Here is a 17,005-nt window from a genome sequence, read left to right on the forward strand (position 1 = left end):
TCAGGATTCCGCATAGCTTTTGAGCCACAAGGTGAAAGTTGGGGCCTTCTTGGGCCAATCCTCTCCGGCCGAGGGAGACTGCTTCTGCACCACCGCGCCGTGCCCTTCGAGCTTCGGGACCACGCCCTGCCGGGCGAGTATCTCCACGGCCCGGCGCAGCGGCATGCCGCACACGTCCGGGACCTTGCCGTCCGCGAGAGCGGCCTCGGGCCGCTCGACCTTGGCCACGACCTGCGAACCGTCCGCGTCCTTGGCGGCCACGTCCACGGGACAGTCCGCGCTGCCCGGAAGCTGGCAGGTGTAGGCCAGGGTGCCGACGGCCACCTGGCGCACCACGGGCAGCGCGACCATGGAGCCGTAGAAGACGCGGCTCGGGTCGTCGACCATGGCCAGGATCAGGTACTTGGGTTTGTCGCCGGGGATGAAGCCCACGAAGGACGAGAGGTAGTTCTTGCCGTAGCCGCCGCCGGGCAGGGCCTTCTGGGCCGTGCCGGTCTTGCCGCCCACGACCATGCCGTCGATGTGGGCCTTGACGCCCGTGCCGGCGTTCTCGACGACGCCGATCATCATCTGCCGCACCTTGCGCGTGACCTCTTCGTCGAAAACGCGCACGCCCGGCTCGGTGGGGCCGGGCGGGTCCTTGACCAGGCGCAGGGGCTTGAGCACTCCTCCGTCAGCCAGACACAAATAGGCTTTGGCCAGCTGCAGCGGCGTGACGCCGATGCCCTGGCCGAAAGCGATGTTCGCGAGTCCCATTTCGCCCCACTCGCCGGGCGGCCTGAGAAGCCCCCTGCCCTCGCCGGGCAGGAGGAGTCCGGGCCGCTCGCCGAAGCCGAGCTTGGTGAGGTACTTGTAATAGGTCGGCGCACCGAGGTCCAGGCCGATCTTGGCCGCGCCGATGTTCGACGAGTAGCGGATCACGTCGCTGACCGTCAGCCAGCCGTAGGAGTGGATGTCGTCGTGGATCGTGTGGTGCAGGAACTTCCACTTGCCGTCCTCGCAGAAGTAGCGGGTGTCCGGCGTGACGCGGCGCTCCTGCAGGGCGGCGGCCACCATCAAGGGCTTCATGGTGGAGCCCGGCTCGTAGACGTCCATGGCCGCGCGGTCGCGCATCACGTCCAGGGGCTGGCGGCGGTAGATGTTCGGGTTGAAGAACGGGAAGTTGGCCAGGGCCAGGATCTCGCCCGTGGGCACGTCGACCACGATGCACACGCCCGCGCGGGCGTTGTACTTGGTGACCACGTTCGCCAGGGCGGTCTCGGCCAGGTCCTGGATGTGGGCGTCGATGGTCAGGGTCACGTCGTGGCCGTCGATGTCCATCTCGCGGCCCTGGGCGTCGAGGTACAGGCGGTGGCCCACGGCGTCGCGCTGGACCACGAACTCGGCCTTGCCCCCGGCCAGGGAGTCGTCCATGGAGCGCTCGACGCCGTCCAGCCCCTTGCCGTCCACGCCCACGAAGCCGAGCACCTGCCCGGCGAGGCTGTTGTTCGGGTAGAGGCGGCCGTACTCGTAGGTCAGGTAGACCCCGTGCAGCTTCTCCTGGCTCACGGCCAGGGCCGCGCGGTCGTCCACGTAGCGGGCGATCCACACGAAGCTGCGCCGCGTGGTGATCTTGCTGCGGATCTCGGCCGGGGACTGGCTCAGGTCCTTGGCCAGGGCGCGGACCACGGCCTCGCGGTTCTCGATCTCCACGGGGTTCACGTACACGGAGTTGAAGCGCACGCTGCGGGCGAGCTGGCGGCCGTCGCGGTCCAGTATCTCGCCGCGCTCGCCGCGCTCGAAGTCGGCGGCCAGGTGCTGGCGCTTGGCCTGCTCGGCCAGCCAGGGGCCCTCGACGATCTGCACGTAGCCCGCGCGCACCCAGAGCCCGACCCAGGCCAGGGCGAAGAACGCGGCCACGGCCCAGATGCGCCAGCGGCCGTCCCCGGAGGGACGCACCGTCGCGGTCTGGCGCCGCACCCGGGCCTTCCTGTTGCTCGTCGATTTGCCGGTCATGGCCGTCCGGGGCTACTGCCCCGCCTCCACGTGCCTGATCTGGCCGGACTTGGCCTGGGCCAGCCCGAACTGCTGAGCCATCTCGCGGATGCGCTGGGGGGAGAGCAGGTTGCTGCGCTCGACCTCCAGCTTGGCCACCAGGGCGGTCTTGTTCTCCAGCTCCTGCTCCTGGTGCTCGATGCGGTACGCCAGGTCCCAGCGCTCGATGTTCAGCCAGACGAGGGAGAGCCCGAGCGTCAAGAGGAGCGCCAGGAGAAGAAGGAGGGCCGTGAGGTCGCCCCGTGAGCCGAGCAGCACCTTAAGCATCTGCCAGCCTCTCCGCGCCGCGCAGCTTGGCGCTGCGGGACCTGGGGTTGGCCGCCTGCTCCTCGTCCGAGGCCGTGAGCGGCTTCTTGGTGAGGATCTTCACGCGGGCCTTGTGGTCGCAGGTGCACATGGGCTGGCGCGGCGGGCAGATGCAGCCCTGGGCCTCGCGCTTGAAGGCCCGCTTGACCATGCGGTCCTCCAGGGAGTGGAACGAGATGACCGCCAGGCGGCCGCCGGGCGCGAGGTAGTCGATGACGGAGGAAAGAAAGGCGTCGAGCTCGCCGAGCTCGTCGTTCACGGCCATGCGCAGGCCCTGGAAGGTGCGGGTGGCGGGGTGGTTCCTGGCCGTGCGGCGCCACTTGGCGGGGTAGGCCTGCTCCACGATGGCCGCGAGCCGTGCGGTGGTCTCGATGGGAGCCTCCTCGCGGGCCGCGACGATGGCGCGGGCGATGCGCCCGGCGAGCGGGTCCTCGCCCAGGTCGCCGATGATCTCCGCGAGGCGCTGGAAAGATGCCTTGTTGACCAGGGCCGAGGCAGGCACGGCTCCGGCCGAGGGGTCCATGCGCATGTCCAGGGGGCCGTCGCGCAGGAACGAAAAGCCGCGCTCGGCCGTGTCGAGCTGCAGGCTCGAAACGCCGAGATCGACCAAAGCGCCGTCCAGGCTATTCCACCCGACCTGCCTCATCGCGTCCTCGAACCTGCTGAACGGACCATGCCACAAATGAACCTTTCCCTTGTACCCCCCCAGTCTGCGTTCCGCCGTGGCCAGGGCCGCTTCGTCGCGGTCCAGGCCCAGCACCTCGGCCTCGCCTCCGCTCGCCTTCAGGATCTGCTCGGTATGGCCTCCCATGCCGAGCGTTCCGTCCAGATAGCGGCCCCCGTTGCGCGGCCGAAGCAACTCCACGACCTGGGAGGGCATGACGGGCAGGTGCCCCCAGTCGCCCTTCCCTTCGTCGTGGCCCATCTAAAAGCCCACCTCGATGCCGGTGGCGGCGATGTCGTCCGAAACGTTGTCGAAGTCCTGCGCCTCGATCTCCTCGAAGCCGGCCTTGTCCCAGATCTCGAACTTGATTCCGACCCCGACCAGGACCACGTCCTTGTCGAGGTGCGCATAGCCGCGCAGGCTCTGCGGAATGAGCACGCGCCCCTGGCGGTCCAGCTCGACGGTCTGCGCGCCGCCGATGAAGAAGCGCATGAAGTCGCGGACCTTGCGGTTGGGGTTCTTGATCTGGGCGAACCTGGCCTCGATGTGACTCCACTCGGACAGGGGATAGCCGACGACGCAGTTGTCGAACTTGGCGAGCATGAGCCTGCCTCCTGCGTCATCCTTGACCAGGATGTCCCGAAACTCGGGCGGAAGCATGAGCCTGCCCTTCGGGTCTATGCTGCGGTATGAATGGCCGCGGAACATCCTGATCTCTCCACCTGCTTTACCACTAATTACCACTTCTTCCCACAACCTCTTCACGGAACCCCCCGAAAATGTCAACCCCCCTCTCCCTTTTTCGGTTCCTTTTTTTTGCAGAAAGGTGAAAGAAAAAATGCAGTAAAAAATAAATAGAATAAAAACATGATGTTAAAAACAATTCACGAGGCATGTAATAGGACACCTTTTGGCAACGTCACGCCGATGCAACAGTGGTCCAGGAGCGGTGGGAGAAAGCGGCTACCACTCTCTCCCACCGGCTGCCCGAGAGGGCCGTATGCCAGCGACCGAGCCCTTTTCAGGGGCTTGTGCGCGCCCCGAGTGGGCGCGAGGTGGGAAAAACGCCGCAGCCTGGGCCGGAATGCGCGGAAACAAAAGGCTTTCCGAGAATCCAGGCTTGCAACGCGGCCTGCAAGTCTGTAAGCCTACCTGACTATAAAGTGTCGGAACGAGGCAGGCGCCTCCGGCTCCGGGAGGGCCGGATCCGGCTTCGCAGATTCCAGCCTCCGCGGCCGGCGCGGCGGCGCGGGTGTCCAGGACGAGGCTCACGAACCCCGAGAAGGGACCATATGGCCGACAAAAAGCTTTCCGATGTCCCGGAGAATCTCAACGAGGAATACTACCAGATCAGCGGCGACATCCTCGACAGCTTCTCGAAGTACCGGCCCCCGCTCGACATCTTCCTCTTCCGCGAGGACATCGCGCGCATCGAGACCTTCTTCCGCGCCGGGGACCGCCTGTCCAACGAGCGGGTGGAGGAGCTCTCCCGGCTGGTCCACGAAGGCTTCATCTTCGTCTCCCGCAAGGACCACCACATCTACGTCAAGCACATCGCGCACCAGCTCGACCTGATCCTGGTGGACAAGAACCTCCAGGAGGGCGAGATCGCGGACATCTTCGCCCAGGCCCTGACCATGCGCATGGAGAACTTCCTGGAGCAGCCGGTCAAGGCCGCCTACGACCGCCTCTACGAGGACATCATGGTCCTCACGGAATACCTCTGGCACGACATCTACCGCATCCGCGCCCTGATGCGCCGCCTGCACGCCGAGCACACCCTGGCCGCGCACTCGGTCAACTGCGGCATCATGGGGCTCGCGCTCTACCTGCGGCTCAACGCCGAGGAGCTGAAGAAGCAGCAGGTCAAGCGCAAGGTCTTCGACAATCTGGCCGTGGGGCTCTTCGTGCACGACCTGGGCATGAGCAAGATCCCCCTCTTCCTGCGCACCAAGACCCAGGCGCTCTCGCGCGACGAGCAGGCCAAGATCCTGGCCCACACCACCACGGGCATCGAGATGCTCGGCAAGCTCGACCTGCGCTTCAAGGAGGTCGAGGCCTGCGTGGGCGAGCACCACGAGCGCATGGACGGCTCGGGCTACCCCCAGAAGCAGAAGGGCAACGACATCTCTCCCCTCGGCCGCCTGTGCGCGGCCGTGGACTCCTACTGCGCCATGATCGTGAAGCGGCCCTTCGCCCCGGCCATGAGCCCGGCCGACGCCTGCGCCGCCCTGGTCAAGGACGAGAAGCGCTACGACCCGCGCATGACCCGGGCGCTGCAGGCCATCGTCCTGACCGGCAAGTAGCCGGGCGCCCCCGCGCGGCTCCCCGAGGCCGCCTCCGCACCTCCCGATGCACGAAAAGAGCCCGGACGAGGCGGGACGCGGCCCATGGCCGTGCCCCGCCTCATCCGGGCCCTCGAACGTCTTCTCGCGGCGTCGGCGCGCGCGGCGTCGAGCCCGCTTTCGGCGCCTACAGCACCTTGACCATCTCGTGGGTGATTTCGCGGAACAGGTCGCCGATGAGGATGACGCCGATGGCCCGCCCCCCCTCCTCCACCACGACCCAGCTGCGCTTGGACTCGATGAGCGCGTTCAGGACCAGAAGCAGCGGATCGCCGGGCTTCACCATGGGCGTGTCCCGGTGCATGATCTTCCTGACCTCGGTGCCGCAGCACAGCATGCAGGCGCGGCCGAAGGCGGCGTCCCAGTCGGCCTCGTCGACGTTGCTCACGTCCTCCTTGAGGACGCAGTCCTCGGCGGCGCGCAGCACGTCCCAGGCGGTGACCACGCCCGCGAGCTTGCCGAGCTCGGTGACCACGACCATGAGGTGGGCCTCGGGCTGCTCCCTCAGGCGCTCACGCATCTTGTTCATCACCTCGCCCAGGGTGGCGTTCTCGCGGATGGTCTCGAAGTCCTCCCGCATCACATCCCAGGCCCTTTTGCGCAGAATCATCGTCTCCTCCCGTTCGCGTGTTGCGCCTTGTGCTTTGCCGGGGCCACCGCTACAGTGGCCGCCTGTACAGCGTCCCACTCCTCTAACCTGACCGGGCATCCATGCCAAGCATCCGCAAGAGCCTCCTGCAGCTCATTTTCTCCGGGTCGTCCATGAAGCGGTGGAACGACAAGCTCCGTCCCATCGAGCTCTACGAGGTGGACAAGCAGGGGCACAAGATGATGGTCGCCTGGATGCTCTACGAGCTGAACTCGCGGGGCATGCCGCTTTCCGAGAAGCTGGCCCTGGGCGAGGCCGTGGTCGAGGGCGGGCTCTTCGACTACCTCTACCGGCTGGTGATCACGGACATCAAGCCGCCCGTCTTCTATAAGATAAAGGCCAACCCCGAGCACTACCGCCGCCTCACGGCCTGGGTCGTGGGCCAGCTCGCGCCGCGCATCCAGGTGGTGGGCGACGAGTTCACCGCGCGGCTGCGCGCCTATCTCGCCGTGCCGGACCACCAGGACCTCGCGGGCCGCATCCTGCACGCCGCGCACATCTACGCCAGCCGCTACGAGTTCTCCCTGATCAAGCAGCTGAACCCCTGGGACGAGGAGTTCGACGAGATCGAGAGCGACTTCCAGAACACGCTCGCCTCCCACGCGGACCTGGCCGGGGTGCCGGAGCTCCTGCGCGAGGGCTCGCCCCTCGAGCGCTTCGCGAGCCTGTGCGGCAGGCTGCGCTTCCAGACCCGCTGGTCGCAGACCCCGCGCATCCCCGAGACCACCGTGCTCGGCCACCTCTTCGTGGTCGCGGCCTGCGCCTACTTCTTCTCGCTCGAGCTCTCCGCCTGCCGGGCGCGGCGCATCAACAACTTCTTCGCCGGTCTGGTGCACGACCTGCCCGAGCTGCTCACGCGCGACATCATCTCGCCGGTCAAGCGCAGCGTGGAGGGCATCGCGGACATCATCCAGGAATACGAACACGCCGAGCTCGAGAGCCGCGTGCTCGGCCCCCTGCGGCGCGGCGGCGCCGAGGACCTGGCCGCGCGGCTCAGCTACTTCCTGGGCCTGGACGTGGGCTCGGAGTTCGAGACCGTGGTCCGCAAGAAGGACGGCAAGCAGCTCAAGATCGACTGGAGGACGCTCGGCGAGTCCTACAACTGCGACGAGTTCGACCCCAAGGACGGCCATCTGCTGAAGATCTGCGACAACCTCGCGGCCTTCCTCGAGGCCTACACCGCCGTGCGCAACGGCATCACCTCCGACCAGCTGCAGCAGGCCCTGTGGCGCATCCGGGGCCAGTACGCCCAGGAGCCCTTCCAGCACGGCGTGCACATAGGCGCGCTCCTGGCCGACTTCGACTGATCCCGCCCGGCTCGACCCGTCATGTATCTGGACATCCGCACCCTCACCGTGGCCGTGGCCATCATCAGCTTCGTGGGCTGCGCGGCCTTCTGGGCCATGCTCCGCCTGCGGCTTCCCCTGCACGGCCCGGGCTGGTGGAGCGCGGCCAGCGGCTGCGTCGGCGTGGTCTTCTCCTTCATCTCCCTGCGCCCCGGCATCTCCTGGCTCCTCGGCATCCTCGCCAGCAACGTGCTCGCCGTGGCGGCCCTCTGCCTGCTCTGGACAGGCCTCAGGCTCTTCCTCGGCCGACGTCCGCCCTCCTTCCTCCTGCTCGCGCTGCTCCTGCTGTCCGTGACAGCGACCTTCGCGGCCGCCTACACCCTCTCGCCCCAGGGCAGCCTGGGCTTTCGCATCATCTTCATCTCGCTCCTGCTGTCCGGCATCTTCCTGATCATCACCCGCGAGCTATTCATCGGCATGCCCGCGCGCAGCCCCGGGCGTCTGCTGCTCTCCGCCGCGTTCCTGCTGCACGCGGCGTTTCTCCTGGTGCGGGCCGCGCTGACCTACGTCTTCGGGGCCACGCTTCCGCTGCTCGTCTCCGGGCCGGTGACCATGGCGGCCATGCTCGTGGCCGTGGCCTTCATGGCCCTCCTCCTCGCGGGACTCGGGCTCGTCGTTGTGGAGCGCCTGCAGGCCGAGGCACGCCCGGTCCGGAACCTGCGGGACTGAGAAGGGACCTGGGGAAAAGAGACATGGACGTCACCACGCTCGCCGGAATAGCCTGCCTGACCAGCTTTTCGGGCTGCGTCTGCTTCCTGATCCTCGCGCGCATGCGCCTCCCCCTGCGCGGCCCGGGCTACTGGGCCTGCGCCACGGCCTGCGGCGCAACGGGCTATCTCTTCGTCGCCCTGCGTCCCCTCTCGCCCTGGCTGCTGAACATCATCGTCGCCAACATCCTCTTCATCAGCTGCCTCATGCTGCACTGGACCGGCATCCGGCGCTTCCTGGGCTGGTCGCCCTCTCCCCTGCTGCGCCTGCTCCTGGTCTCGTGCGTCGCCTATCCCATCTGCTATGCCATCTCCCCCCTGGGCAGCCAGCAGTTCCGCATCATCTTCTTCTCGCTGACCATCGCGGCCGTGCTCCTGCTCATGGCCCGCGACCTGCTCTCCGCGGCCCGGCCGTCCAGACGGCACAGCCTCGCGGCGCGCCGCATGCTCGCCCTGGCCCTGTCCCTCAACGCGACCATGCTCATCGTGCGCGCGGCGCTGACCTACGTGCTCGGCGTCACCCTGCCCACGTTCATCAGCGGCACGCTGACCCTCGCGACCTTCAGCGCCTCCATCGTCTTCTCCACCTTCTTCATCTTCGGCCTGATGCTCTTCGTGCTCGCCGAGTGCGTTCCGGTTCCCGCGAAAGAGCCGCTCCCGGAATCGCCACCGGAGGGGATCGGGCAAGACGGGGAGCAGGGCGAGGAGATTCTGCCGGCAGGCTCGTCGGGCCTGCCCGGGGCCCCGGGAGGACAGAACGCATGACGCTCTCCCCCGAGATCGTGCGCATCCTGCGCTGCCCGGCCTGCGGGGGCGGCCTGTCGGGCCCGGGGCCGGGGTTCTCCTGCCCCGCCTGCGGCGCGGTCTACGATCCCGCGCCCGGAGGGAGCGGCGGCGGCGAGGGCGGGCGGCCGGACCTGCGCCTGCGCGCGCCGCTGCGCGTCATGCAGGAGGCGGTCCTCGGCCGGGCCGCGGCCGTGCCCCCCGGCATCGACCTCGCGCCCCTGCGCGCCAACCCGGCGCCGGAGGTGGATTTCTCCGGCCTTCCCCGCACGACCCATCTCGCGCCCGTGCTCCTGAGCCACTTCCCGGCCGCGAAGCGCCGGGGAGAGCCCGCCCTGGACCTCGGCTGCGGCCGGGGCAGGCACCGCGCGGCCGTGGAGCGCGCGGGCTGGACCTGGACGGGCGCCGACTATGCGGCCGAGGCCGCGCCGCTGCTCTGCGACGCCCACGCCCTGCCCTTCGCGGACGAGTCCTTCGGCTTCGTACTCTCCATGGCCGTGCTCGAGCACCTCTCCCACCCCTACCGCGGCTGCGCCGAGGTCGCGCGGGTGCTCAGGCCCGGCGGCCGCTTCATCGCCACCATGGCCTTCCTCGAGCCCTTCCATAAGAACAGCTTCTTCAACATCTCCCACCTGGGCGCGCTGTCCCTGCTCGAGGCCTCCGGGCTCAGGCCGCTCTTCGTGGCGCCGGGGCGAAACGGCCTCTATTCGCTCGCGCGCATGGGGCTCTTCGCCGGGCTGCCCAAGCGCCTGGCCCACGGCCTGGTCATGCCCGTGGACCTGCTCCACCGCCTGTGGTGGAAGATCGGCCGCAGCCGCTGGCCGAGGTTGACGGAAGGCTGGCGGAAGGTCATTCTCTCGGGCGACGTGACGGTCGTCGCCGAGAAACCGGCGAGATGAAATTTACGAGGGTTTGCTTGACAGCCTCTTTCAAAGCGTCTATGCAATCCCTCCTTTGAGTGATGATTCCGCAAGGAGACGCGTAACATGAAAACTTGGACCCCCACCCCGCAGGACATCAAGCGCGATTGGCTCATGGTCGACGCCCAGGACAAGATCCTCGGCAGGCTTGCCACCCAGATCGCCATGCGCCTGCGCGGCAAGCATAAGCCCGAGTTCGCCCCGCACATGGACAACGGCGACTTCGTGGTCGTGGTCAATGCCGAGAAGATCAAGGTCACCGGCAACAAGCTGCTGGACAAGAAGTACTACCGCCATACGGGCTTCCCCGGCGGTCTCAAGGAAACGAGCCTGCGCGACCAGCTCGCCAAAAAGCCGGAAGAGGTCATCCGCCTCGCCGTGCGCGGCATGCTGCCGAAGAACCGCCTGGGCCGCCAGCTTCTGAAGAAGCTCAAGATCTACGCCGGGCCCGAGCATCCGCACGGAGCCCAGGAGCCCAAGCCCTTCGACATCTAGGGCCAAAATTTAGGACCGGAGCACGAACATGAGCCAGGAATTTTTCTACGGCACCGGCAAGCGCAAGAACGCTGTCGCGCGCACCCGTATCTACCAGGGCAAGGGTGACATCATCGTCAACGGCCGTCCCTACGAGGAGTACTTCCCCAGGGCGACGCTGCAGATGATCATCCGCCAGCCGCTCAACCTGACCAAGACGCTGGGCAAATTCGACATCCGCATCAACGTCGCCGGCGGCGGCGTGGCCGGTCAGGCCCAGGCGGTGCGTCACGGCATCTCCCGCGCCCTGCTCACGGTCGACCCCGAGATGCGCGGCGTGCTCAAGAAGGCCGGCTTCCTGACCCGCGATTCGCGCGTCAAGGAGCGCAAGAAGTACGGTCTGCGTTCGGCTCGCGCCCGCTACCAGTACTCCAAGCGCTAAGCCGCTACGCCTCTCCTCGCATATCCAAGGCGGGACCCGAAAGGGCCCCGCCTTTTTCCGTTTGCTTTTTTCCGGCCGTTCGGAGACGGCCCGGCTCGCCGAAGGGCCTACTCCTCCGCCGACAACTCGCCCAGGCACTCCTCGAGGGAGCGCTCCCCCGTGGACAGCGGCTTGGTGAAGCAGATCCCGAAGCGGCGGCCGGAGCACCAGACGATCTCGGCCTTGCGCGTGCCCATGAGCTCTCCCACGAGCCCTTCCTGCGGCATGAGCATGACCTTCTCGCCCTTCCTGAAGACGGGCTGCGGCATGTCGGGCGAAAGCTCGAGGAGCGCCCCGGACAGCGACAGGTCGCGCACCAGGTGCTCGCACTCGCCGCCCTTGCCCACCACGGTGCAGCGCACCTCCACGTCCAGGACCACGCGCGGCGCGGCGCGGCGTTCCAGCACCACGTCCTCGGCCGCCACGTCCTCGGCCGCCACGTCCCCGGCCTCTGCGTCTGCGGACGCCTCGGCGGCCGCAGCCCCGGCCCCTGATTCCGCTCCGCCTTGGGGCGCCGCATCCGGAGAGGTCGCGGCGGCCGCGCCCTTGCCCTTGAGCTTGCGGGCCACGAAGTCGAGGAACAGGCGGGCCTGCTCGAATTCCGGATTCAGGGCCAGGGCCTTGCCCAGGTACTCGGCGCAGGCGGTCTTCTCGCCGCTGTGCCAGCAGGCGCGGGCCAGGTTGAAGAGCAGGTGGTCGTCCTCGGGGTTCAGGCGCAGGGCCTTCCGGTAGTGGTGGATGGCGGCCTCGTAGTCGCCCTCCTTGCGCAGCTCGATGCTGCGCGCGTTGACCTCGCAGGTGAAGTCGAAGGAGACCTCGCCCATGTTGGGCAGGGCCGCGAGCAGCTCCTTGGCCAGGCGCTGCCCGGCCGCGGCCGCGCCGGACTGCGGCGCGGGGCCGTCTCCCTCCTCCGCGCCTTTGGCCGCTCCGTCCGCCTGTCCGCCCCCGGCGGCGTCCGCCTTCCTGCGGTCCGCGGCCTGCAGCGCCTTGAACATGAGCCGCTCCTTGCGCTCGAGGCCGGAGAGGTCCACGTAGCCCTCGTTCCTGCCGATGCGCGAGCGCAGCCGCTCGAGGATGCTCTCCACGTGCTCGGAGTAGTGGCCGGGGTCGGGAACGAAGTCCCTGAGAAAATCCGCGCGGCTGACGCGCTTGGTGAAACCGGCGGGCATGTTCTCCGCGTTCAGCGGCTGGATGAGGTAGCCCTCCTCGTCCGAGCGCAGGACGAACCAGTAGACGCGCGTGACCACGGCCTTGCGCGTGCCGCCCTCGCCCACATGATCCGTCTTCTCGCTGTAATAGACGCCGAGAATGCGCGGCATGATGCCCCCCTGTCTTTCCCCACCTCTGCCTAGCACCGCCCGCGCGTATCGGTCAAACGTCATTCTCACGGCGAGGGCCGCGCGGCCGGGCGTTGCCTTTTGCGCGACTCTGTGCTCAAACCGCCGCCATGTCCAAACGACGCCACATCACACCGAGCCTGCTGGCCGCGACGCCGGACGGGCAGATCGTCGAGCATCCGGATCTGCTCATGGTCGTGCGCCGGGGCCGCGAGCTGGCCCTGCCCCGGCCGGACGAACTGATCCCCCTGCCCGAGGGCTCGGACCTCTTCCTGCTCGAGGGCCGCAGCGCCGTGGGGCTCGACCCCGAATCCGGCGAGGCCGCCGTGCTCGACGACCTTGCCGTGGCCGCCTTCGTCTGCCCGGCCCACACGCTTTGCGCCACCGCGGCCTACGCCACGCGCGAGGGCGCCCCCGTGCTGCCGCTCTTCGCCTATGGCGCCGTGGGCTTCTTCGAGGACCGGTTCTACGTCGCGGCCAAGCGCGTGGACACGGACATGCGCCAGGTCTTCACGAACATAGACCCCGAGCGCATCCGGCGCGGCGCGGAACAGCTCCTCAAGCGCTTTCCCAAAAACCGGCTCGTGCGCCACCTGGGCGGCTGCGCCCTGACCTACTCCTGCCCGGCGGCGCGCAACCTGGCGCTCGGCCGCTTCGAGTGCCCCCTGCCCACGGCGCAGAGCTGCAACGCCTCGTGCCTGGGCTGCATCTCGGCCCAGCCGCCGGATTCCGGCTTCTGCGCCACGCAGGACCGCATCACCTTCCGCCCCACGCCCGAGGAGATCGTGGAGGTCATGCAGGCCCACGGCGCAAAGGCCAAGAAGCCCATCTTCTCCTTCGGCCAGGGCTGCGAGGGCGAGCCCCTGACCGAGGCCAAGACCATCGCCTCGGCCGTCCGGCTGTTCCGCGACCAGGGCGGGCAGGGCACGGTGAACGTCAACACCAACGGCAGCCTGCCCGCGACCATGGCCCCCCTGGCCGCAGCCGGGCTCGACTCCATCCGCGTGAGCCTCAATTCCGCCCGGCCCGAGGCCTACGCCGCCTACTACCGGCCGCGCGGCTACTCCTTCGAGGACGTGCGCGAGACCATCCGCGAGGCCAAGGCCCACGGGCTGCACGTCTCGCTCAACTTCCTCTACTTCCCGGGCTTCTCGGACAGCGAGGCGGAGTACGACGCCCTGGCGGGGCTGGTCGAGTCCACCGGGCTCGACTTCATCCAGATGCGCAACCTGAACCTCGACCCCGAGCTCTACCTCGCGACCATGGAGCAGGCCCTGGGCGAGGAGGCCGTGTCCGGCCCGTCCATGGGCCTCGCAAACTTCATGAAGCGGCTGAAGAAGGCCTGTCCCTGGATCGGCTTCGGCTACTTCAACCCCTACCTGGAGCCCGACCGGCCGAGGTAGCGGCACTGCCGTGCTCCAACCCGGAGCCGTGGACGATCGGCCCGGCGACGCCTCCTGTTCCAGGCCGTTCAAAAAGCGAAAGGGCGCCCTCCTAACGGAGGGCGCCCTTTCGCTTTTATGTCTGCCGCTTGCGCTACGCGCACTCGGGCGGGAAGTCGACGACCACCTGCTCCTCGTGCTTGTCCAGGGCCTCGATCTCGCCGATGACCGTGGCCGGGGCGCCCGCGCCGGACAGGCGGCCGACCACGTCGTCGCAGATGTCCGGGCTGACGATGCAGACGTAGCCGATGCCGCAGTTGAAGATCTGCAGCATCTCGGGCCAGGAGAGCCTGCCCTGCTCCTTCAGCCAGTCGAAGACCGGCGGCATCTTCCAGCTCCCGAAGCGGATGCGGGCGGCCACGCCGCGCGGCAGCACGCGGGGGATGTTGTCGTAGAAGCCGCCGCCCGTGATGTGGGCCATGCCCTTGACCTCGAGGTCGCGCAGCACGGCCTTGATGGGCTTCACGTAGATGCGCGTGGGCGTCAGCAGGACGTCGGCCACGCTCTGTTCGGTGCCGGGGAAGGTGTCGTCGCCCTTGAGGCCGGATTCGGCCAGGAGCTTGCGCACCAGGGAGTAGCCGTTGGAGTGCACGCCCGAGGAGGCGAGGCCCACGATCCTGTCGCCCACGGCCACGCTCGAGCCGTCCACGATGCGCGCGTTGTCCACGATGCCGACGCAGAATCCCGAGAGGTCGTACTCGCCGTCGGCGTAGAAGTCGGGCATCTCGGCGGTCTCGCCGCCGAGCAGGGCGCACTCGGACTCGCGGCAGCCCTCCACGATGCCCGCGAGCACCGTGGTCGCCTTCTGCGCGTCGAGCTTGCCCGTGGCGAAGTAGTCGAGGAAGAACATCGGCTTGGCGCCCTGCACCAGGATGTCGTTGACGCTCATGGCCACGAGGTCGATGCCCACGGAATCGTGACGGTCGAAGTCGAAGGCCAGCTTGAGCTTGGTGCCCACGCCGTCCGTTCCGGCCACCAGCACCGGCTCCTGCATGCCCGAGATGTCGGGCTTGAACAGGCCGCCGAAACCGCCGATGTCCGTGACGACCCCCTTGGTGAAGGTCGAGCCGACCATCTTCTTGATTCCGTCGATGAAGGAGTTGGCGGCCTGGATGTTCACCCCGGCTGCCGTGTAGGCTGATGCGCGATCACTCATGGCATGGTCCTTGATAAATTCCCCCAAAAGGTGGAAGGATGTATATGGGGTTCAGCCCCGAATCGCAAGCGAAACCCGGCCTCGGGCCGCGCCCCGCGCCGCGTCCCGGGAATTGCCCTGGCGGCGGACGATCCGGTCCGGAAGGAACGCGACATGGACAGACGAAAGAATAATGACACGCGCCCACCCCGGCGTCACGTTTTTTTGGTGGCCCTGGGGTTGCTGGCGCTGTGCATGCTCATGGCCGTCCCGGCCTGGGCGCAGCAGAGCGGCTACACGCCGAACCCCGACACGGCGAAGGACCGGCGTGACCTGCAGATGGGCACCGGCGGGCCGACCGGCAGCCCGGTCATCGGCACGGACCCGGCCACCGGGGACGACATCATGCAGACCCCGCCGCCGGGCAAGTTCGACAACACGGACCAGCAGCAGCAGACGCCCTACGTCATCGAGCCGATAGTGCCCTACCCCGTCCAGCCGGTGCCGCCGAGGCCGCGGCCGGTGCCGCGCCCGAAATAAGAAGGAGGCCGCCATGCGCGAGGCCATGCTCTGGAAGCCCTTGGCAGACAACAAGGTCCACTGCGACCTGTGCTGCCAGTACTGCGTGATCGCCGACGGCGCGCGCGGCAAGTGCGGCGTGCGCGAGAACCGGGGCGGAACGCTCTACACCCTGGTGGACGACCTCGTGGCCGCGGCCAACCTCGATCCCATCGAGAAGAAGCCGCTCTACCACTTCCTGCCCGGCACGACCTCGTTCTCCATCGGCACCATGGGCTGCAACCTCTCCTGCGGCTTCTGCCAGAACTGGTCGCTCTCCCAGCCGCCCAAGTCCGGCGGCCGCGTGGAGGGCCAGAAGACCACGCCCGAGGATCTCGTGCGCGCGGCCAAGGAGCTCGGCGCGGCCACCATCTCCTACACCTACTCCGAGCCCACGATCTTCTTCGAGCTGGTGCAGGAGACCGCCCGGCTGGCCCTGCGAAACGGCCTGCGCAACGTGCTCGTGTCCAACGGCTTCATGACCCCGCGCTGCCTCGACGAGCTCGGCCCGCTCATCCAGGCGGCCAACATCGACCTCAAGGCCTTCACCGAGCGCTTCTACAAGGAGCTGTGCGGCGCACGCCTGGCGCCCGTGCTCGAGAACCTGAAGCACATCCGGCGGCTCGGCTGGCACCTGGAGGTCACCACCCTGGTCATCCCGGGCTGGAACGATTCGGACGCCGAGCTCACGTCCATCGCGGAATTCATCGCCAAGGAGCTGGGCACCGAGACGCCCTGGCACGTCTCGCGCTTCCACCCCACCTACCACCTCACCGACCGCGGCCCCACGCCCGTCGCGCGCCTGGAGGCGGCCTACCGCCACGGCAAGGAGGCGGGGCTCGCCTACGTCTACGTGGGCAACGTCCCGGGCCACCCGAGCGACGAGACGGCCTGCCCCCGGTGCGGCTGCGTGTGCATCGAGCGCTCCGGCTTCACGGTGCGCGGCCAGCGCCTGGAAAACGGCGCCTGCCCGCAGTGCGGCCAGGAGCTGGACGGGGTCTGGAAGTAGCCGGGCACGTCCGGAAGACGGAAAAGAAGACCGGAAAAGACGAACGCCCCGCGCCGCGACACGCCCGGACAGTCCCCACGCCGCGTCCCGCCACTGTCCCGGCATTGTCCCGGCGCTGTTTCGGGCAAGAAACCTTCCGGGTCCGGCCTCGGGGAGCGTCGCTGCCGAAACGGGGCGACGGACGGGCAATGGGCCGCGTCCCCTGCCGCCACAGGCCCCGGCGCGGAGTCCATCTCCCCCTCCGCGCTTGAAAGCCTGCGCCTTTTCCAGTAGGCATCCGTTTCCGTCGGGGCGTAGCGCAGCCTGGTAGCGCGTCAGCTTTGGGAGCTGAACGTCGGAGGTTCAAATCCTCTCGCCCCGACCAAAAAGCAATGTAATTCAAGGCAATAATGCAAGGGCCGCGATGAGAAAAAGTCGCGGCTTTCTGCATTTTTTCGGGTGAAGTGTCCCAAATTTGTCCCAGGTGGTCCACGCTGATCCAGAATTATTCCAGTCAATTGTCCCACCAGTGTCCCATCAAGACTCTGGCACGATTTCGATTTTCCACCCTTTGACCTTCCATTTTTTGGCTTCAAGATCCAGGTCTTTCGCCATTCCTTCAATATACTCGGCATGTTGCCGTGTCGGGACACGAAGAACCAGATGCTCTCCTTGGATCCATGATCTTGCAGCCGCCCGCTCCAGACGGGCAGCTAGGTCATCGCGCGCGCCCTTCTCTTTCTTGCTTCCTGGTAAGATGACTTTTGTTTCGGTGGCCATTCTGTCCACCCCCCAGATCGGAAGAGCGTCGTGTAGGGAAAGAGTGTAGATCTCGG

At 67.6% G+C, this 17,005-nt stretch carries 17 protein-coding genes and 1 tRNA gene; 11 read left to right on the forward strand and 7 right to left on the reverse strand.

The annotated features are described in order from the left end of the window. The 4 genes from DSX2_RS01410 to mraZ are packed head-to-tail and all read right to left on the reverse strand — an operon-like array spanning position 1 to position 3,712. Entirely contained in the window at positions 1-1,995 is a 1,995-nt protein-coding gene (locus DSX2_RS01410; RefSeq protein WP_020879242.1) for a penicillin-binding transpeptidase domain-containing protein, read from the reverse strand. Positions 1,996-2,007: 12 nt separating this feature from the next. Then, positions 2,008-2,301: a hypothetical protein gene (locus DSX2_RS01415; RefSeq protein WP_020879243.1), complete on the reverse strand. Its 294-nt coding sequence runs from the start codon at positions 2,299-2,301 to the stop codon at positions 2,008-2,010. After that, on the reverse strand, positions 2,294-3,265 hold the full coding sequence (rsmH, locus tag DSX2_RS01420; protein ID WP_020879244.1) for a 16S rRNA (cytosine(1402)-N(4))-methyltransferase RsmH: 972 nt from the start codon (positions 3,263-3,265) through the stop codon (positions 2,294-2,296). Before rsmH ends, DSX2_RS01415 begins: the two co-directional genes overlap by 8 nt. Continuing rightward, positions 3,266-3,712 (reverse strand): division/cell wall cluster transcriptional repressor MraZ, encoded by a 447-nt coding sequence (gene mraZ, locus DSX2_RS18500; protein ID WP_020879245.1) that lies wholly within the window; start codon positions 3,710-3,712, stop codon positions 3,266-3,268. A 584-nt stretch (positions 3,713-4,296) separates the two neighbouring features. On the opposite strand from mraZ, the gene DSX2_RS01430 reads away from it, so the two are divergent. After that, entirely contained in the window at positions 4,297-5,310 is a 1,014-nt protein-coding gene (locus DSX2_RS01430) for an HD-GYP domain-containing protein (protein ID WP_020879246.1), read from the forward strand. 166 nt (positions 5,311-5,476) lie between these two features. Here DSX2_RS01430 and DSX2_RS01435 read toward each other — a convergent pair whose 3' ends face one another. Further along, complete coding sequence (locus tag DSX2_RS01435; protein ID WP_020879247.1) at positions 5,477-5,959, reverse strand: CBS domain-containing protein; 483 nt, start codon at positions 5,957-5,959, stop codon at positions 5,477-5,479. A gap of 101 nt (positions 5,960-6,060) precedes the next feature. Between DSX2_RS01435 and DSX2_RS01440 the strand changes: the two genes are divergently transcribed. The 6 genes from DSX2_RS01440 (at position 6,061) to rpsI (ending at position 10,670) form a co-directional block, all read left to right on the forward strand. After that, positions 6,061-7,305, forward strand: a complete 1,245-nt coding sequence (locus DSX2_RS01440) for an HD domain-containing protein (protein ID WP_020879248.1) — start codon at positions 6,061-6,063, stop codon at positions 7,303-7,305. 21 nt (positions 7,306-7,326) lie between these two features. Then, positions 7,327-8,013 (forward strand): hypothetical protein, encoded by a 687-nt coding sequence (locus DSX2_RS01445; protein ID WP_020879249.1) that lies wholly within the window; start codon positions 7,327-7,329, stop codon positions 8,011-8,013. 23 nt (positions 8,014-8,036) lie between these two features. Then, on the forward strand, positions 8,037-8,816 hold the full coding sequence (locus tag DSX2_RS01450; protein WP_020879250.1) for a hypothetical protein: 780 nt from the start codon (positions 8,037-8,039) through the stop codon (positions 8,814-8,816). Then, the gene (locus DSX2_RS01455) at positions 8,813-9,733 is read left to right on the forward strand and encodes a class I SAM-dependent methyltransferase (RefSeq protein ID WP_020879251.1); all 921 of its coding nucleotides are present in this window, start codon (positions 8,813-8,815) and stop codon (positions 9,731-9,733) included. The genes DSX2_RS01450 and DSX2_RS01455 overlap by 4 nt, the downstream gene beginning before the upstream one ends. An 87-nt stretch (positions 9,734-9,820) precedes the next feature. Next, positions 9,821-10,249 carry a 50S ribosomal protein L13 gene (gene rplM / locus DSX2_RS01460; RefSeq protein ID WP_020879252.1) on the forward strand — a complete coding sequence of 143 codons (429 nt, stop codon included), beginning with the start codon at positions 9,821-9,823 and terminating at the stop codon, positions 10,247-10,249. A 28-nt stretch (positions 10,250-10,277) separates the two neighbouring features. Then, positions 10,278-10,670 (forward strand): 30S ribosomal protein S9, encoded by a 393-nt coding sequence (rpsI, locus tag DSX2_RS01465; protein WP_020879253.1) that lies wholly within the window; start codon positions 10,278-10,280, stop codon positions 10,668-10,670. Positions 10,671-10,777: 107 nt separating this feature from the next. Here the strand turns inward: rpsI and DSX2_RS01470 are convergent, their stop codons facing one another. Then, a complete protein-coding gene (locus DSX2_RS01470; RefSeq protein WP_020879254.1) occupies positions 10,778-12,028 on the reverse strand; it encodes a tetratricopeptide repeat protein in 1,251 nt (416 codons plus the stop codon). A gap of 128 nt (positions 12,029-12,156) precedes the next feature. Between DSX2_RS01470 and DSX2_RS01475 the strand changes: the two genes are divergently transcribed. Beyond that, the gene (locus DSX2_RS01475) at positions 12,157-13,449 is read left to right on the forward strand and encodes a radical SAM protein (RefSeq protein WP_020879255.1); all 1,293 of its coding nucleotides are present in this window, start codon (positions 12,157-12,159) and stop codon (positions 13,447-13,449) included. A 133-nt stretch (positions 13,450-13,582) separates the two neighbouring features. Here DSX2_RS01475 and purM read toward each other — a convergent pair whose 3' ends face one another. After that, positions 13,583-14,644 carry a phosphoribosylformylglycinamidine cyclo-ligase gene (gene purM, locus DSX2_RS01480; RefSeq protein WP_020879256.1) on the reverse strand — a complete coding sequence of 354 codons (1,062 nt, stop codon included), beginning with the start codon at positions 14,642-14,644 and terminating at the stop codon, positions 13,583-13,585. A 153-nt stretch (positions 14,645-14,797) separates the two neighbouring features. Here purM and DSX2_RS01485 point away from each other — a divergent pair, with 153 nt between their 5' ends. The 3 genes from DSX2_RS01485 to DSX2_RS01495 all read left to right on the forward strand — a co-directional run bounded on the left by DSX2_RS01485 (position 14,798) and on the right by DSX2_RS01495 (position 16,554). Then, positions 14,798-15,163: a hypothetical protein gene (locus DSX2_RS01485; RefSeq protein ID WP_020879257.1), complete on the forward strand. Its 366-nt coding sequence runs from the start codon at positions 14,798-14,800 to the stop codon at positions 15,161-15,163. Between the two features lie 13 nt (positions 15,164-15,176). Then, positions 15,177-16,190, forward strand: a complete 1,014-nt coding sequence (gene amrS, locus DSX2_RS01490) for an AmmeMemoRadiSam system radical SAM enzyme (RefSeq protein ID WP_020879258.1) — start codon at positions 15,177-15,179, stop codon at positions 16,188-16,190. 287 nt (positions 16,191-16,477) lie between these two features. Continuing rightward, positions 16,478-16,554, forward strand: a tRNA-Pro gene (locus tag DSX2_RS01495). Positions 16,555-17,005: the final 451 nt, after the last annotated feature.

Origin of the sequence: Desulfovibrio sp. X2, assembly GCF_000422205.1 — a bacterium.
GTDB lineage: Bacteria > Desulfobacterota > Desulfovibrionia > Desulfovibrionales > Desulfovibrionaceae > Alkalidesulfovibrio.

Excerpts from the sequence above, each read along its gene's own strand:
- DSX2_RS01410 (WP_020879242.1), bottom strand. The coding sequence starts at position 1,995 with ATGACCGGCAAATCGACGAGCAACAGGAAGGCCCGGGTGCGGCGCCAG.
- DSX2_RS01415 (WP_020879243.1), bottom strand. The coding sequence starts at position 2,301 with ATGCTTAAGGTGCTGCTCGGCTCACGGGGCGACCTCACGGCCCTCCTT.
- rsmH (WP_020879244.1), bottom strand. The coding sequence starts at position 3,265 with ATGGGCCACGACGAAGGGAAGGGCGACTGGGGGCACCTGCCCGTCATG.
- mraZ (WP_020879245.1), bottom strand. The coding sequence starts at position 3,712 with ATGTTCCGCGGCCATTCATACCGCAGCATAGACCCGAAGGGCAGGCTC.
- DSX2_RS01430 (WP_020879246.1), top strand. The coding sequence starts at position 4,297 with ATGGCCGACAAAAAGCTTTCCGATGTCCCGGAGAATCTCAACGAGGAA.
- DSX2_RS01435 (WP_020879247.1), bottom strand. The coding sequence starts at position 5,959 with ATGATTCTGCGCAAAAGGGCCTGGGATGTGATGCGGGAGGACTTCGAG.
- DSX2_RS01440 (WP_020879248.1), top strand. The coding sequence starts at position 6,061 with ATGCCAAGCATCCGCAAGAGCCTCCTGCAGCTCATTTTCTCCGGGTCG.
- DSX2_RS01445 (WP_020879249.1), top strand. The coding sequence starts at position 7,327 with ATGTATCTGGACATCCGCACCCTCACCGTGGCCGTGGCCATCATCAGC.
- DSX2_RS01450 (WP_020879250.1), top strand. The coding sequence starts at position 8,037 with ATGGACGTCACCACGCTCGCCGGAATAGCCTGCCTGACCAGCTTTTCG.
- DSX2_RS01455 (WP_020879251.1), top strand. The coding sequence starts at position 8,813 with ATGACGCTCTCCCCCGAGATCGTGCGCATCCTGCGCTGCCCGGCCTGC.
- rplM (WP_020879252.1), top strand. The coding sequence starts at position 9,821 with ATGAAAACTTGGACCCCCACCCCGCAGGACATCAAGCGCGATTGGCTC.
- rpsI (WP_020879253.1), top strand. The coding sequence starts at position 10,278 with ATGAGCCAGGAATTTTTCTACGGCACCGGCAAGCGCAAGAACGCTGTC.
- DSX2_RS01470 (WP_020879254.1), bottom strand. The coding sequence starts at position 12,028 with ATGCCGCGCATTCTCGGCGTCTATTACAGCGAGAAGACGGATCATGTG.
- DSX2_RS01475 (WP_020879255.1), top strand. The coding sequence starts at position 12,157 with ATGTCCAAACGACGCCACATCACACCGAGCCTGCTGGCCGCGACGCCG.
- purM (WP_020879256.1), bottom strand. The coding sequence starts at position 14,644 with ATGAGTGATCGCGCATCAGCCTACACGGCAGCCGGGGTGAACATCCAG.
- DSX2_RS01485 (WP_020879257.1), top strand. The coding sequence starts at position 14,798 with ATGGACAGACGAAAGAATAATGACACGCGCCCACCCCGGCGTCACGTT.
- amrS (WP_020879258.1), top strand. The coding sequence starts at position 15,177 with ATGCGCGAGGCCATGCTCTGGAAGCCCTTGGCAGACAACAAGGTCCAC.